Annotated in this window: 12 protein-coding genes; 10 read left to right on the forward strand and 2 right to left on the reverse strand. The window is 64.5% G+C overall.

What is annotated here, in order from left to right:
* Positions 1-83: 83 nt before the first annotated feature.
* Positions 84-1,559: a type II secretion system ATPase GspE gene (gspE, locus tag AC56DI_RS13910; RefSeq protein ID WP_496346697.1), complete on the reverse strand. Its 1,476-nt coding sequence runs from the start codon at positions 1,557-1,559 to the stop codon at positions 84-86.
* A 27-nt stretch (positions 1,560-1,586) separates the two neighbouring features.
* Between gspE and AC56DI_RS13915 the strand changes: the two genes are divergently transcribed.
* The 5 genes from AC56DI_RS13915 to AC56DI_RS13935 all read left to right on the forward strand — a co-directional run bounded on the left by AC56DI_RS13915 (position 1,587) and on the right by AC56DI_RS13935 (position 9,545).
* Positions 1,587-1,781 carry a hypothetical protein gene (locus tag AC56DI_RS13915; RefSeq protein WP_496346698.1) on the forward strand — a complete coding sequence of 65 codons (195 nt, stop codon included), beginning with the start codon at positions 1,587-1,589 and terminating at the stop codon, positions 1,779-1,781.
* Between the two features lie 100 nt (positions 1,782-1,881).
* Positions 1,882-2,346 carry a type II secretion system protein N gene (locus AC56DI_RS13920; RefSeq protein WP_496346699.1) on the forward strand — a complete coding sequence of 155 codons (465 nt, stop codon included), beginning with the start codon at positions 1,882-1,884 and terminating at the stop codon, positions 2,344-2,346.
* Positions 2,343-4,658 carry a type II secretion system secretin GspD gene (gene gspD / locus AC56DI_RS13925; protein WP_496346700.1) on the forward strand — a complete coding sequence of 772 codons (2,316 nt, stop codon included), beginning with the start codon at positions 2,343-2,345 and terminating at the stop codon, positions 4,656-4,658. The genes AC56DI_RS13920 and gspD overlap by 4 nt, the downstream gene beginning before the upstream one ends.
* A gap of 236 nt (positions 4,659-4,894) precedes the next feature.
* Positions 4,895-9,073 carry a M66 family metalloprotease gene (locus tag AC56DI_RS13930; RefSeq protein WP_496346701.1) on the forward strand — a complete coding sequence of 1,393 codons (4,179 nt, stop codon included), beginning with the start codon at positions 4,895-4,897 and terminating at the stop codon, positions 9,071-9,073.
* Entirely contained in the window at positions 9,060-9,545 is a 486-nt protein-coding gene (locus AC56DI_RS13935; RefSeq protein WP_496346702.1) for a type II secretion system protein N, read from the forward strand. The genes AC56DI_RS13930 and AC56DI_RS13935 overlap by 14 nt, the downstream gene beginning before the upstream one ends.
* Positions 9,546-9,560: 15 nt before the next feature.
* Here the strand turns inward: AC56DI_RS13935 and cadR are convergent, their stop codons facing one another.
* Positions 9,561-10,010 carry a Cd(II)/Pb(II)-responsive transcriptional regulator gene (cadR, locus tag AC56DI_RS13940; protein WP_496346703.1) on the reverse strand — a complete coding sequence of 150 codons (450 nt, stop codon included), beginning with the start codon at positions 10,008-10,010 and terminating at the stop codon, positions 9,561-9,563.
* An 80-nt stretch (positions 10,011-10,090) separates the two neighbouring features.
* Between cadR and AC56DI_RS13945 the strand changes: the two genes are divergently transcribed.
* From AC56DI_RS13945 to AC56DI_RS13965, 5 genes are all read left to right on the forward strand, one after another.
* Positions 10,091-12,277 (forward strand): heavy metal translocating P-type ATPase, encoded by a 2,187-nt coding sequence (locus AC56DI_RS13945; RefSeq protein ID WP_496346704.1) that lies wholly within the window; start codon positions 10,091-10,093, stop codon positions 12,275-12,277.
* The gene (locus AC56DI_RS13950; protein ID WP_496346705.1) at positions 12,274-12,456 is read left to right on the forward strand and encodes a DUF3703 domain-containing protein; all 183 of its coding nucleotides are present in this window, start codon (positions 12,274-12,276) and stop codon (positions 12,454-12,456) included. Before AC56DI_RS13945 ends, AC56DI_RS13950 begins: the two co-directional genes overlap by 4 nt.
* Before the next feature lie 19 nt (positions 12,457-12,475).
* Positions 12,476-12,883 carry a DUF3703 domain-containing protein gene (locus AC56DI_RS13955; RefSeq protein WP_496346706.1) on the forward strand — a complete coding sequence of 136 codons (408 nt, stop codon included), beginning with the start codon at positions 12,476-12,478 and terminating at the stop codon, positions 12,881-12,883.
* A gap of 458 nt (positions 12,884-13,341) precedes the next feature.
* Positions 13,342-14,463 carry a Re/Si-specific NAD(P)(+) transhydrogenase subunit alpha gene (locus AC56DI_RS13960; protein WP_496346707.1) on the forward strand — a complete coding sequence of 374 codons (1,122 nt, stop codon included), beginning with the start codon at positions 13,342-13,344 and terminating at the stop codon, positions 14,461-14,463.
* Between the two features lie 14 nt (positions 14,464-14,477).
* Positions 14,478-14,804 carry an NAD(P) transhydrogenase subunit alpha part 2 gene (locus AC56DI_RS13965; protein ID WP_496346708.1) on the forward strand — a complete coding sequence of 109 codons (327 nt, stop codon included), beginning with the start codon at positions 14,478-14,480 and terminating at the stop codon, positions 14,802-14,804.
* The last annotated feature ends 1 nt before the right edge of the window (position 14,805 follow it).

A 14,805-nucleotide genomic window follows, 5' to 3' on the forward strand; every position in this document is an offset into this window, starting at 1 on the left:
CGTAGCCCGGATGCAATCCGGGAGCCACGGAGCAACAGCCGTCCCGGATTGCATCCGGGCTACGCAGAAGGTCGGCATTACGGCTATTCCTCCCGCGTCACGCGCAGCACTTCTTCCAGGGTGGTCACCCCTTCGCGGACCTTGCGCATGCCGTCGTCGCGGATGCTCGGGCCGAGGCTGCGGGCGTGGCGGGTCATCTCCTGCTCGGCGGCGCAGCTGTGGATCTGTCCGCGCAGGTGTTCGTCGAAGATCACCAGTTCATAGATGCCGGTACGACCGCGATAGCCCAGCTGCCGGCAGTCCGCGCAGCCCACCGCGTGGTGCAGGGTCGGCGGCGTGGCCGGGTCGGCGCCGAGCAGCGCGCACTCGGCGGCATCGGCCTGATAAGGCTGCTTGCAACTCGGGCACAGCACCCGCACCAGGCGCTGGGCCAGCACGCCGAGCAAGGACGACGAGAGCAGGAACGGCTCGATGCCCATGTCCACCAGCCGGGTAATGGCGCCGATGGCGGTGTTGGTGTGCAGGGTGGACAGCACCAGGTGACCCGTCAGCGAGGCCTGCACGGCGATCTCGGCGGTTTCCTGGTCGCGGATTTCGCCGATCATCACCACGTCCGGGTCTTGGCGCAGGATTGCGCGCAGACCACGGGCGAAGGTCATCTCGACCTTGCTGTTGACCTGGGTCTGGCCGATGCCTTCAAGGTGGTATTCGATCGGGTCTTCGACGGTGAGGATGTTGCGCGTGCCGTCATTCAGGCTGACCAGGCTGGCGTACAGGGTGGTGGTTTTACCCGAGCCGGTGGGGCCGGTCACCAGAATGATGCCGTGGGGTTTCTTCACCGCCGCTTCCATCAGGCTGCGATCGCGGTCACTCATGCCCAGGTGTTGCAGGGTCAGGCGCCCGGCCTGTTTATCCAGCAGACGCAGCACCACCCGCTCGCCATTGGCTGAAGGCAGGGTGGAGACGCGGATATCCACTTCGCGGCCGCCGACCTTGAGCGAGATGCGGCCGTCCTGGGGCACGCGCTTCTCGGCGATGTCCAGCTTGGCCATGACCTTGATCCGCGACACCAGCAGGGTGGCCAGTTCGCGCTTGGGCTGCACCATCTCACGCAGGATGCCGTCGATACGAAAGCGGATGACCAGGCGTTTTTCGAAGGTTTCGACGTGGATGTCCGAGGCGTTCTCTTTGATCGCCTCGCCGAGAATGGCGTTGATCAGGCGGATGATCGGCGCGTCGTCTTCCTGCTCCAGCAGGTCTTCGGTTTCCTGCACCTGTTCGGCCAGGCTGGCCAGGTCCATGTCGGCACCCAGGCCCTCGACCATCTGCATCGCGGCGGACGAGTCGTGCTGGTAGGCGTCGCTCAGGGCCTGTTCGAAGGCCGGCGCGTCCAGCCAGTCGCAGGCCAGACCGCTGCCGACAAAGCGCTGTGCCTCGTGCAGGGCATTCAGGCTGGCGCCGCGGCGCGCCTGCAGACGCAGGCCGTCGAACAGCACGCCATGGCGCTTGGCAAAGGTAAACGGCAGGCGCCGCGGCGACGGCTGAGCTGGGTCGTGCATGGTGTTGGAGTGCCCCGGACAAAACGAATGGCAGACGGCCGCGCCTCTTCGGGCGCAGAACGCTATAAACCGCAGTTCGGCACGGCGGTCAATCGCCGCCGAGCAAAAAGCCGCGGCGATTATTGCCTGAGTGCCGGGCGCCAATATCCGCAGACGCTGCTTTATGTGAGCAATCACACAGTTACAGAACCGAAACTGACCAGATGGATGATTTTTGATTAGTCTGCCGGCCGTTCCTGGGTAGATCCCAGACGATTGCGGCGGATTGCCGGAATCAGCCGCTGTTGGTGCATGGATAGGCGCCCCGCTCGGAAACCTGTTCGTGTCCCTCGCTCTTCATTGCCCTAAACCCAGCCTCTTCAACCCGACCTGGCTGCTTGGCCTGTTATTGATCATCGCCAGCCTGGCCTGGCAAGGCTGGCAGCTGCGGACCTTGCTGCAACCCGCCAAGTCGCAGGCCCTACCGGCACCCAGTCGTCCAGGCCCGGCACTGCCCCTGGCAGAGCAGGCACGCATTCTGTTCGGCCAACCGGCAGCCGCCCCAATCGCCAACAGCGCGGCCCTCGATCTGCGTCTGCAGGGGTGTTTTGTGCGCGACCCAGCGGAGCAGTCCAGCGCCCTGATCGCCCGTGCCGGCCAACCGGCACGGCGCCTGCGGGTGGGCGCACAGATCCAGCCTGGCGTACGCCTGCTGAGCATCCAGGCCCGCCAGGTAGAACTCGACGTCCATGGCCAGCGTCAGCGCCTTGGCCTTTATCGCAAACCCGCCACGGCGAGCTACCCATGAACACAGCCATTACGCTGCGCGCCGCAGCCCTCTGCCTGGCGCTACTTGGCCTGCCCGCCGGCAGTCCGCTGCTGGCGGCCCCGGCCAGTAATGAACAGGCCGAAGAACGCTGGACCATCAACATGCGCGACGCCGACATCGAGGATTTCGTCGAGCAGATCGCCAGCATCAGCGGCCAGACCCTGATTCTCGACCCGCGCATCAAGGGCCAGGTCAGCGTCATCTCCCAGGCACCGCTGACCCTCACCGAGGTCTATCAGCTGTTCCTCTCGGTGATGTCGACCCATGGCTACTCGGTACTCACCGAAGGCGACCAGGCGCGCATCGTGCCAAATGCTGAGGCCAAGACGGAGAACAGCGACAACGCCAACCTGACCGGCCCCGACGCCTTGGAAACCCGCCTACTGCAGGTGCAGCAAACCCCGGTCAGTGAACTGATCCCGCTGATTCGCCCGCTGCTGCCGCAATACGCGCACCTGGCGGCGGTGGCCTCCTCCAATGCACTGATCATAAGCGACCGGCGCGCCAACATCGAGCGCGTGCAGGACCTGATCAACCAACTCGACCGCGCCAGCGACAGCGACTACAGCGTCTACGACATGCGCCACGGCTGGGTGCAGGACGCCGTGCAAGCGCTGCAGGCTAGCCTCAAGCAGAGCCAGGGCAGCGGCACCAGCAACACCCAAGTGCTGGCCGACAGCCGCAGCAATCGGCTGATCTTCCTCGGCACCCCGCAGGCCCGCGCGCGCCTGCTGAAACTGGCGCAATCACTGGACACGCCGACCAGCCGCTCAGCCAATACCCGCGTGATTCGCCTGCGCCACGGGGACGCCAAACGCCTGGCCGCCACCCTCGGCGAAATCAGTGCCGGGCTCAAACCGGCGGGCGGCAGCGACAACGCTGCTCAGCCGCTGTTGATCCGCGCCGACGAAGACCTCAACGCCCTGGTGCTGCTGGCCGAACCCACCACCGTCAGCCTGCTTGAAGACATCGTCCGCCAGCTCGACGTGCCGCGCGCCCAGGTGCTGGTTGAAGCCGCCATCGTCGAGATGTCCGGCGACATCAGTGACGCACTCGGCGTGCAGTGGGCGATCGATGGCCGCGACGGCAAGAGCGGTCTGGGCGGGGTCAACTTCAGCAACACCGGGCTGTCCGTCGGCACCCTGTTAGGGGCTATCCAAAGCGGCACACCGCCACCTGGCGGGCTACCGGACGGCGCCATCGTCGGTGTTGGCAACGACAATTTCGGCGCACTGATCACCGCGCTGTCGGCCACCGGCAACAGCAACCTGCTGTCCACCCCAAGCCTGCTGACCCTGGATAACCAGAAGGCGGAAATCCTCGTCGGCCAGAACGTGCCCTTCCAGACTGGCTCCTACACCACCGACGCGGCCGGGGCCAACAACCCGTTCACCACCATCGAGCGCCAGGACATCGGCGTCAGCCTCAAGGTCACGCCGCATATCAACGAAGGTGCCACCCTGCGCCTGGAGATCGAGCAGGAAATCTCCTCTCTGGCGCCCAGCGCGCAAGCGGTCGATCTGGTGACCAACAAGCGCTCGATCAAAAGCACCATCCTCGCCGACAACGGCCAGGTCATCGTCCTCGGCGGCCTGATTCAGGATGACGTCACCCGCAGCGACAGCAAGGTGCCGCTGCTGGGTGACCTGCCGCTGATTGGTGGGTTGTTTCGCTCCAGCAAGGACGTCAAGGTCAAACGTAACCTGATGGTGTTCCTGCGCCCCAGCGTGGTTCGCGATGCCGCCGGCCTGGCCAACCTGAGCCGGGAGAAGTACCAGGGCATCCGCGTGCTCGACCAAGCCAGCTTGCTGCCGAACAATCCACAACAACTGTTCGAGCCCGCCGCACCGGCCGCTAATGCCCTCGACCTGCGCCCGGCGGCCCAAGCGCCTGCCGCCCAGCCCTACGCCGCACCGCCGCGCACCCTGTTGGAAAAGCCCAAGGCCATCGACCCCGCCACGCTCGGCAATGGCCAGGGCGGTGAGGGCCTAAGCCGCGCCCCGAGTAAACCGCCATTGCCCGTACTGGCCAAGGCCAGCACGGCACTGCCGACCCCGCCAGCCAAGCGCTATGCCATTGAGCTGATCAGCGGCACCGGCGAAGCCTACATGCTGGCCCTGCTCAAGCGGCACCCACGCGAACCCCTGCGCCTGCAGCGCGACCAGCGCGACGGTCAGCCGTGGTTCCGCGTGCTGTACGGCAACTACCCGGACCGCGCACTGGCAGAGCGGGTAATGGCCAGTTTGCCAAACGAACTACCGCATCAGAGGGCACACGTCGTGCCGCACTGACCTGAGCCGACCCGAACAGTCAGCACTGCGCCAAACGCGAAGCGCTCAACCTTCAAACCTCCCTGTTTAAGTGATACACACCGATGTCTCGACCCATAGTTCTGCTACTTCTTCCGCTGATGCTCACCGGCTGCTTTGATAAGGGTGGTGGCGGCGGCGGGAGCAATAGCAAACCTGCGACACCGCCCGTTACCACGCCGACACCGCCGCCTGTAACGCCGCCGAGCAGCACCAGCGTGTTTTATGATCAGCCAACCTTGCTGGCCAACTTGCCGGATATGCCGAGCAATGCTCAGGAGCCCTATGACTCGTACGTCAACGCAACGAGCAAGGGCAACGATCAGGGCAGTACCAAGCGCCTCGATCTGATCCGCTGGTACAACGCCATTCGGCACGCCGATACAAGCACGCCGTTTCGGAACTTCGATGGCTCCGCACGGGTTTACGCCGAGGCGCCGAACTTTACCAAAGGCCAATACCGCATCGGCATCCTGAGCAAGCCCTACGCGGAAAACCACCTGGACTATTACAACTTCATGCGCGCCCTGTTCGGTGCCCAGCGGGTGTATATGTCCGGCTACAAACAGGTGTCGGCACAGGCTTCATCGTTCAGCGACCTCTCTGGCGGGCATTACCCCTCGGCGGCCGACGGCGCCAGCAAAGGCTTCACCGGCGCATTCTTTGATGCCATCGCCTTTGGCCGCAGCAGCAGCAACTTGCAAGGTGGCAACGTCAACCGCAACTGGGACTTCGCCAATGCGACGCGCCTCGACCGAAATGACGATCTGACCGGCATCTGGAATGAGGGCGAATGGGACAACATTGCCACCCTCGGCCATCGCGTGAGCTTTATGTTCACCCCAGGCAAAGACATTGGGGCGGGCTTGATGCCCGGACTCCACTCATGGCAGTCATGGGGCGCCGACCCCCTGCGCAACAACGGCAACCTGCTCGGCGGAGCCGAACAAAAGCGTATTCATGACAGCTATCCGCAAGGACGCACGCCAAATGGGGTGCAAGTCTGGCCATCGCATGGTTACTTTCCGTTTTTTGCCCTCCACGGACGCAACCAAAGCTGGGGCATGAAACTGTATTCCGAGGATGTCAGCGCGCCCAGCCAAGACGAAGTCGTTACCTTGAAGATGGAATATTTCGTCCACGAACAAGACGGCGATCTGAGCACGCTTAGCAATCCGGTGGCGAGCATCGAGGTTTCCGACATCAAAGGCAGTGGCGTCAATGCCGGCGGCAAAGGCGCCCTCAATGCGCAAGGCCTGCCCGACTACGACGGGCCGGACTTCATTACCCCGCAAGCAGGCGCAGTATTTGGTGGTGGCTATCACTTCACCCTCGATGGCAGCAACTTCCCCACCCAGTTCCGCATGCCGCAGGCCTGGTTTGCGCAGATGAACGCCGATTTTTCAGCGGCCGCCAAACCCAAGTATCACACCGTGCGTTACACCTTCATCGCTAACGGCGTAGGCCTGCGCATCAAGCGCCCGTTCTATATGAACCCCACAATCGGCGCGCCGCTGGTGGTGCAAACCACCTTCTTTGACCCACAGAAAAACACCGAAGCAACCCCACCGGCTGTAACGCCGCCCGTTTCACCGGAAACGCCGCCCGTGGTCACCCCGCCGGTATCGCCGGAAACACCACCCGACGTAACGCCACCTGTATCACCGGAAACGCCGCCCGTTGTGACACCGCCCGCGGATGACAACGACAACGACCAGACCGGCACCACGCCCAGTGATCCCGACGGCGACCACGGCACGGCCCCGGACGTTGAGGTACCGCCGCCGGTGAGCCCGCCGGCGCCGACCTTTGCCGAGCCCACCGGCGTTACGGATGATGAAGTGAATGCCGTGGCCTTCTACGACATTGACAGCGAAGGCCAACCGCGCGCGGTGCGCCGTGACTTGTCCGGCAGCCTGCCGGCCATGGTGCAGTTCGTGCAGAGTCATTCGGTCGATCCGGCCGGTAACGCCGCGAAGAACATGCCGACCCTGACCAGCGAACGCGAAGCGCTGCTGCTGATCACCCCGGACCCGAGCCTGGGCAAGCTGCAAACGCTGACCCTGAATGCCACGCTGGACGGTCAGCCGCTGCCGGCCCTGACCCTGCGCTCGCCCAACGAGCTGTTCCGCTCCGATTACTCCAACACCGATGGCCGCCCCGACCTAACCTACTCGCGTCGCGCCTGGTCGGTGCTGCTGCCGTGGGATTGGGTCAAGCCGGGTCTCAGTCTGAGCCTCACTGACGAGCAGGGCCGCAACGGCCAACTGGCGGCTGAGGGCATCGAGTTTGCCGCGCCCGCCGAACTGGTGCTGCACACCATCCGCGCCGGCTTCCTCACCGCGCCACCGAAAGGCAACGGCCATTGGCTCAGCCTGCAGCCGGCCAAGGCGGCCACCGACTACTTCCAGACCATTCCGGTGGCGCGCATCACCGCCGCGCAGTACGAGGATGTGCAGTTCAACCGGGTGATGGTCGCCAGCGGGGTGATCTATAACCTCGACGGTGCCAGCCACACCCCGCCAGAACCCACCGCCAGCGCCAGCGAGGGCGGCGTCTACTCGGGCGATATGCGCGAGAACACCGGCAAATCAACCATCAGCGTCGGCATCAACCTGGCCAACTACGGCGTGACCAGTTCGAGCATGGCCTCGCAAAGCCAGCCGCAACTGTTCCAGAGCGTGGTCGCCCACCACACCGCCGGGCTCTACAGCAACGGCGTGCAAAGCCACGGACTGAGCGGCGGTAATGGCATGCTTACGCTCTACGACAGCCAGGGCAATGAGTTCAGCCACGAGATCGGCCATCACTTCGGCCTCGGTCACTACCCCGGCAGCAATCTGCCGCCCAAACCCTACTTCTGGTCCAACCACCATGCCGACAGCGGCTGGGGCCTGATCGGCCACCGCAAGCGCCTGCGTGCCAATGTGCATTGGACTGCCGGAGTGACCGCCAACCAACAGGGCGAGTGGAGCCACCAGTTCCTCGACCTGTACAGCTATGCCCCGGACGCCATGGCCGGCGGCTCCTTTGCCAGCAAGCTGTCGCGCTACACCCATTACACCGGCTTCAGTGCCAAGACCGGTATCCAACCGCGCCTGGACCGCGCCATCCCCAGCAGCAGCTCAAGCACCGGCTATCTGAAATGGAATGCCGTGACCCGCAAAATGGATGAGCTGGCACCGCCGGTGCAAAACAATAGCAACCTGTTCTATAACGGCGCCAAAACCTTCGCCAAGCCGCAACGCCTCGGCGTGCCGGTATTCACCATCCTCGGCGGCTATGTGCCGGAAACCGGCAGCGCGGTGCTCTATCCAGCCCTGCGCAGCAACTGGGGCAACGTCTTCAACCTGCCGGCGCCGGTCGCTAACGCCACAACACGCCAGTGCTGGCTGAGCGTCGACTATGCCAATGGCAGTAACCAGCGCATCGCCGTGGCCGGCCAGCGCCTGGACAGTAACGCCGCCAACAAGGCCAACAAGCTGCATATCCAACTGGCCGAAGACCAGCAGCCGACCCTCGCCAAGCTGTTCTGCCAGGCTCCGGCAGACCCAACACCCACTGAACTGGCCAGCCTGGCCCTGCCGCAAAATCTGCCACCGATGCCGGCACCCGTGGTGGTCGGCAAAGAAGCCGGCTACAGCGCCCTGCGCAGCGTCGAAATACCCGAGTTGGACACCGCCCTGCGCGCCCTGGCGAGCAAAACCGTGCTGGTGCTCAGCGGCACTGCGCAACTGCTGTATGACAGCTACAGCGACAACCCCGACGGCCTCTCGGCCGAGGCGCGCGCCGTCTTTGATCGCTACCAGGACCAACAACAGCGGGCTCTGCGTTTGAACCGCTGGATCAACGTCTACCGCCCGCAACTGGAACAGGGCGACCCGGCGGCCGATGCTGCCCTGCGCCAACTGCTCACCACCCTCAACCTCAACAGCACGCCGCTGCTGCCAACTGCCGTGCCGATCAAGAACGGCACCAATTGCCTGAAAGCCGCGGGTACCTCCTTGCAAGTCTTGCCAGCGGCCAACTGCAGCGGCGCGGCCAGCGAAACCTGGATCATCGACGCCCGCGGTGCGGTGCACAGCGGCGCCGATCCAACCCTGTGCCTGACCAACTCCAGCGGCTTGCGCCTGAGCCCCTGTGACCTGGCCAATAACGGACAGAGCTTCGACCTCAGCCAAGCGCTGACCCTCAAGCAGGGCAGCGCCTGCATGGACTTGGCCGGTAGTTCGATGAGCGACGGCACGGGCGAAGTGCTGATGTACGGCTGCCACGGTGGCGGTAACCAGAGGTGGACCGGGCTGACCGCTAACCCCGACAACCTGCTGTTGCCGCTGGTCAGCCGGCGCAACCTGGGGCAGATCGTGCGCCTGGACCAGGCCAATGCCGCCCCCTAACGGCGGGCGTGCCGCCGCGCTCGCCCTAGGGCTGCTGAGCAGTCTTCCGGGCAGCGCGCTGGAGTTGCACCTGGATGGCGGTGCCTGGCGGGTGCCGGCCTTCCACCTGCCGGCGCCCGCGCCCTTGCACGGCCTTGAAAATTGGCAACTGAACGGCGCCTTCCAGAGCAACCAGAGCAGCAACTCCATGGCCCTGATCAGCATCGCCGGCGCCGCGCCCCTCGCGGTGCGGCCCGGCGAACTGATCCTCGAGGGCATCACCTTGTTAGCGGTGTACCGCGACCATGTGCGCGTGCAACGCGGCGGCCGCCAGGCCCTGCTGTACCTGGATAACGCCTCCAGCCAGCGCGCCGAACCCAGCGCCAACGCACCCGCGCCAAGCACCGTGGCAGCGCCCAGCGCCACCTGCCTGAGCCTGCAACAACAGGTCCCGCTGGAAGAGTTGGCAACCCTCGGCCTGTGCCCGGATTAGATGGGGGCGAGGTCACTAATGACCATGGCTGCGGCCGACGTGGGAGTCGTCATCCGCCAGCGCACCGACCCCGCCACTGACCTTTAACTGCTGCAGGATCGGGCAGTGCTCAACCTCCTGGGCCGCCGCGCAGCGTTGGCGCAACTCCAACAATTGCTCCTGCAGGGCCTGCAAGCTGGCGACCCGCGCCTGCACGTGCTGGATGTGCGCGTCGATCAGTTGGTTGACGCTGGCGCAGTCCTCCTGAGGACGGTCGCGCAGGTTGAGCAGGTCGCGGATTTCGTTGAGGGTCATGTCCAGGCTGCGGCAATTGCGGATAAAGGTCAGGCGCTCGCTATGCTCTGGGCTGTACAGCCGGTAATTGCCGTCACTGCGTGCCGGCGGCGGCAGTAGGCCCTCGCGCTCGTAATAGCGGATGGTCTGTACCGGGCAGTCGGCCAAGGTGGCCAGTTCACCGATTTTCATAATTGCCTCCAACAGGGTGCTTGACCCTATAGTGGCTTCAGGGTGTTGACTGTGCAACACGGCTTACCGAGGAGCATCCCATGAGTCACTGTTGCGATCATCAGCACCCAAACCCGGCCACTCCGGCGCCCAGCGGCGACAGCAATCCGCACCCTACAGGTGCCCGTCTGAGCCGTTTTCGCATTGAGCAGATGGACTGCCCCACCGAGCAGGGCCTGATCGAGACGCGCCTGGGCAAACTGGCCGGCGTGAGCGCCTTGGAGTTCAACCTGCTGAGCCGGGTGCTAGGCGTCTGGCATGCACTGCCTGACGAACAGACGATCATTGCCGCGATCAACGAGCTGGGCTTTAGTGCCCAGCCCGTCGCCGCCGAACAGCCACCCACCAGCACCACCCCAGCCAGCAAGCCCTGGTGGCCGTTGGCCCTGGCCGGTGTGGCGGCGCTGGCTGCAGAGCTGCTGCACTTCAGCGCGCTGGCGCCCGAATGGGCCGTGGCCGGCGTGGCCCTGCTGGCGATTCTGCTCTCTGGCCTCAGCACGTATAAGAAGGGCTGGGTGGCGCTGAAAAACCGCAACCTGAATATCAATGCGCTGATGAGCATTGCCGTCACTGGCGCCGTGCTGATCGGCCAGTGGCCGGAAGCGGCGATGGTGATGGTGCTCTTCGCCCTCGCCGAGTTGATCGAGGCCAAGTCCCTGGACCGCGCCCGCCAGGCGATTCACAGCCTGCTGGCACTGACCCCGGAACAGGCCACGGTGCTGCAGGCCGACGGCAGGTGGCAGAGCGTACCAACCAGCCAGGTGGCGATCGGCGCCCAGGTGCGGGTGCGCCCCGGCGAGCGCATTGGCCTGGACGGCGTGGTCAGCGCTGGGCAGTCCACGGTCAACCAGGCCCCGATTACCGGCGAGAGCCTGCCAGTAGACAAAGCTGCCGGCGACCCGCTGTTTGCCGGCACCATCAACCAGGGTGGCGAGTTGCACTATCAGGTCAGCGCGGCGGCGGATAACAGCACCCTGGCGCGCATCATTCATGCGGTGGAGCAAGTCCAGGGCACGCGGGCACCGACCCAGCGCTTCGTCGACCAGTTCTCGCGCATCTATACCCCGACGGTGTTTGCTCTGGCCGTAGCCGTCGCGCTGCTGCCGCCCCTGCTGCTCGGCGGCGCCTGGCTGGAGTGGGCCTACCGCGCCCTGGTGCTGCTGGTGATCGCCTGCCCCTGTGCGCTGGTGATTTCCACCCCGGTGACCATCGTCAGCGGCCTGGCTGCAGCCGCCCGCCGCGGCATCCTGATCAAGGGCGGGGTGTACCTGGAGCTCGGCCATCAGCTGCGCGCCCTGGCCCTGGATAAAACCGGCACCCTGACCCACGGCCGCCCGGTGCAAACCGACTACTTGGCGCTGCACAGCGACGCCTGTGACCCGGCGCAACTGGCTGCCAGCCTGGCCCAGCGCTCCGACCATCCGGTGTCCCAGGCCATCGCCCGCCACGCCGAGCAGCAAGGCGTAACACTGCTGCCGCTGGTCAACTTCACGGCCCTGCCTGGTCGGGGGGTCTGCGGCCTGTTCGATGGCCAGTTGTACCAGCTCGGCAACCATCGCCTAGTGGAAGAACTGGGTCTGTGCAGCCCGGCCCTGGAAGCCCTGCTTGAGCCCCTGGAACGCCAGGGTAAAAGCGTGGTGCTGCTGTGCGCGCCGAGCCAGGTGCTGGCGCTGTTTGCGGTGGCCGACACGCTCAAGGCCTCCAGCCAGGCAGCCATCGCCGAGCTGCATCAACTCGGGGTCAAAACCTGCATGCTGACCGGCGACAACGCCCACACCGCCGCGGCCATTGCCCTGCAAGCCGGCATCGACGAAGCACACGGCAACCTGCTGCCGGAACACAAGCTGGCGGCCATCCAAACCCTGCAAGGCAACAACCAAATCGTCGGCATGGTCGGCGACGGCATCAACGATGCGCCGGCCCTGGCCCAGGCCAACATCGGCTTCGCCATGGGCGCGGCCGGCAGCGACAGCGCCATCGAGACGGCCGACGTGGCGCTGATGGACGACGACCTGCGCAAGATCCCAGCCTTTATCCGCCTGTCGCGGCGCACCGCCGCCATCCTCAAGCAGAACATCGCATTGGCCCTGGGGGTCAAGGCGCTGTTCTTGCTGATCACCCTCACCGGCCACGCCACCCTGTGGATGGCGGTGTTCGCCGACATGGGTGTCAGCCTGCTGGTAGTCGCCAACGGCCTGCGCCTGCTGCGTCAGGAGAAACAGGCATGAGTAGCGCCCTGCGCAGCGCCATTCACGCCGCTCTCGATGCGGCCAATCGCGCGGCCGACGATCCGCTGGCGGCCTTTGCCGCCCTCGAACGCGCGCACATCCTCAGCCAGCGCCTGCCTGTGCTCCACACCTACAGCCATTGGCGCATGCTGCGCTTGGGCTGGCTAAGGTTCTGTTGACGTAAGCGCACGCGCCGCGTTGCCGCGCCAAAGCCCGCCAGACAAGGCGCAGGACGCCGGCAATGGTTATTCCCTTGCCAAGTCCTGCAACGCCGTATGGCGGGCTTTGACGCGCAACCCGAAGGGACGGTGCTGTTTTGCCGCAGGGCTGCGTTACTCGTCGCTTATTTGGAATAACCAAACCGCGCTCCTCGCGCCTTGCCCTGCGGCAAAACAGCCTCCGTCGCGGCATGCGCGCTTACGTCAACAGAACCTACGCGACTGGCGCGAAGTGGCCGGGCAACTGCCGCGGATCATCGCCGCCCTGCTGTTCTCGCGGCTGTGGGTGCCGATCGGCAACAGTGGCCGGGCGCGAATCAGTGCCTTCGCCCGCCAGCCGCTTAGTGCAGAACTGCAACGGCTGCTGGACGAGGACAAGCAACCGTAAGCAATAACGAACCACTACAGGCCCTTATGTAGCGAATATTAAACGGCGCTACATAAATACATAATCAATAGCTAATACCGAGGATAAGATTCATTAATAAAAGTTAATGCAGAGGCCTAATAATCAGGCCTCCAGCCCTGTTTTCTACCCCCGATCCGGCCTGATGAACGGTTATTCATGACGGCCATCTGCGCATCCTAAAAAAAACCCTAAAAACCCCATAAAGCCTTTCACAACGGGGCTTTAAGCACATTCCGTGACCAGCAAGTCAGGCGGCGGCTTGTAGTTACTTCTCCAGTTCACTAGCAGAACCTCTTGATGCCCTGCCCGTTCGCCGGCAGAATGCCGCCCCCGCCGGCCTGCAGCCCTGCGCCGAGGGAGTTTTGTGCTGATCAGCCACCCCAGCTTGCCAACGTAGTGAACTGGTTTTCCTAACGATCACACGCAGGAGATTTGAAGTGCACATCGGTGTTCCTCTCGAAACCCATGCCGGCGAAACGCGGGTTGCCGCTACCCCGGAAACCATCAAGAAGCTGATTGCCCACGGCCATCAGGTGACTGTCCAGACCGGTGCCGGCGTTACTGCCAGCCTGCCGGACCACGTCTATGAGATCGTCGGTGCCGATATCGGTGATGCCGCGACCACTCTGGGCGCGGACCTGGTCCTCAAGGTCTTGGCCCCAAGTGATGCCGAACTGGCGCAGATGAAAGCCGGCGCCGTGCTGGTTGGCATGCTCAACCCGTTCGACAGCGAGACCATCGCCAAGATGGCCACCCGCGGCATTACCGCCTTCGCCCTCGAAGCCGCGCCGCGCACCTCGCGCGCCCAGAGCCTCGATGTGCTGTCGTCGCAAGCCAACATTGCCGGCTACAAGGCCGTGCTGCTGGGTGCCCATCACTATCCGCGCTTCATGCCGATGCTGATGACCGCTGCCGGCACCGTAAAGGCTGCGCGCATTCTGGTGCTCGGCGCCGGTGTTGCCGGCTTGCAGGCCATCGCCACGGCCAAGCGCCTGGGCGCGGTGATCGAAGCCTCGGACGTACGTCCGGCGGTGAAAGAGCAGATCGAATCCCTCGGCGCCAAGTTCGTCGACGTGCCGTTCGAAACCGATGAAGAGCGCGAGTGCGCCCAAGGCGTAGGCGGCTATGCACGTCCAATGCCGGCGTCGTGGATGCAGCGCCAGGCTGGCGCCGTGCACGAACGCGCCAAGCAGGCCGACATCGTCATCACCACCGCGCTGATTCCGGGCCGCAAGGCACCGACCTTGCTGCACGCCGCGACCGTGGAAGAAATGAAGCCAGGCTCAGTGATCATCGACCTCGCGGCTGCTCAGGGTGGCAACTGCCCGCTGACCGAAGCCGATCAGGTAGTGGTCAAGCACGGCGTGACCATCGTCGGTCACACCAACCTGGCGGCCCTGGTGCCGGCAGACGCTTCGGCGCTGTACGCACGCAATCTGCTGGACTTCCTCAAGCTGGTTATCGACGGCGAAGGCAAGTTCCACCTCAACCTTGAAGACGACATTGTCGCGGCGTGCCTGATGTGCACCGGCGGCGACGTTGTGCGCAAGAACGGTTAAGCGGGAGCAAGACGATGGAAATTTCTGACAGCATCTACAACCTGATCATCTTCGCCCTGGCCATCTACGTGGGCTACCACGTGGTGTGGAACGTGACCCCGGCTCTGCATACCCCGCTGATGGCGGTGACCAACGCGATTTCCGCGATCGTCATCGTCGGCGCCATGCTGGCTGCGGCACTGACCGTCACGCCACTGGGCAAAACCATGGGCACCCTGGCCGTGGCCCTGGCCGCAGTAAACGTCTTCGGTGGCTTCCTAGTCACCCGACGCATGCTGGAAATGTTCAAGAAGAAAGCGCCCAAAGCGGTATCGACCGGCGCGCCGGCGGAGAAGCACTGAC

Source organism: Pseudomonas sp. BGA-UO-ETr-WB11 (assembly GCF_059567785.1).

Coding starts and splice junctions, on each gene's coding strand:
- gspE (WP_496346697.1), bottom strand. CDS start 1,559: ATGCACGACCCAGCTCAGCCGTCGCCGCGGCGCCTGCCGTTTACCTTT.
- AC56DI_RS13915 (WP_496346698.1), top strand. CDS start 1,587: ATGGCAGACGGCCGCGCCTCTTCGGGCGCAGAACGCTATAAACCGCAG.
- gspD (WP_496346700.1), top strand. CDS start 2,343: ATGAACACAGCCATTACGCTGCGCGCCGCAGCCCTCTGCCTGGCGCTA.
- AC56DI_RS13935 (WP_496346702.1), top strand. CDS start 9,060: ATGCCGCCCCCTAACGGCGGGCGTGCCGCCGCGCTCGCCCTAGGGCTG.
- cadR (WP_496346703.1), bottom strand. CDS start 10,010: ATGAAAATCGGTGAACTGGCCACCTTGGCCGACTGCCCGGTACAGACC.
- AC56DI_RS13945 (WP_496346704.1), top strand. CDS start 10,091: ATGAGTCACTGTTGCGATCATCAGCACCCAAACCCGGCCACTCCGGCG.
- AC56DI_RS13950 (WP_496346705.1), top strand. CDS start 12,274: ATGAGTAGCGCCCTGCGCAGCGCCATTCACGCCGCTCTCGATGCGGCC.
- AC56DI_RS13965 (WP_496346708.1), top strand. CDS start 14,478: ATGGAAATTTCTGACAGCATCTACAACCTGATCATCTTCGCCCTGGCC.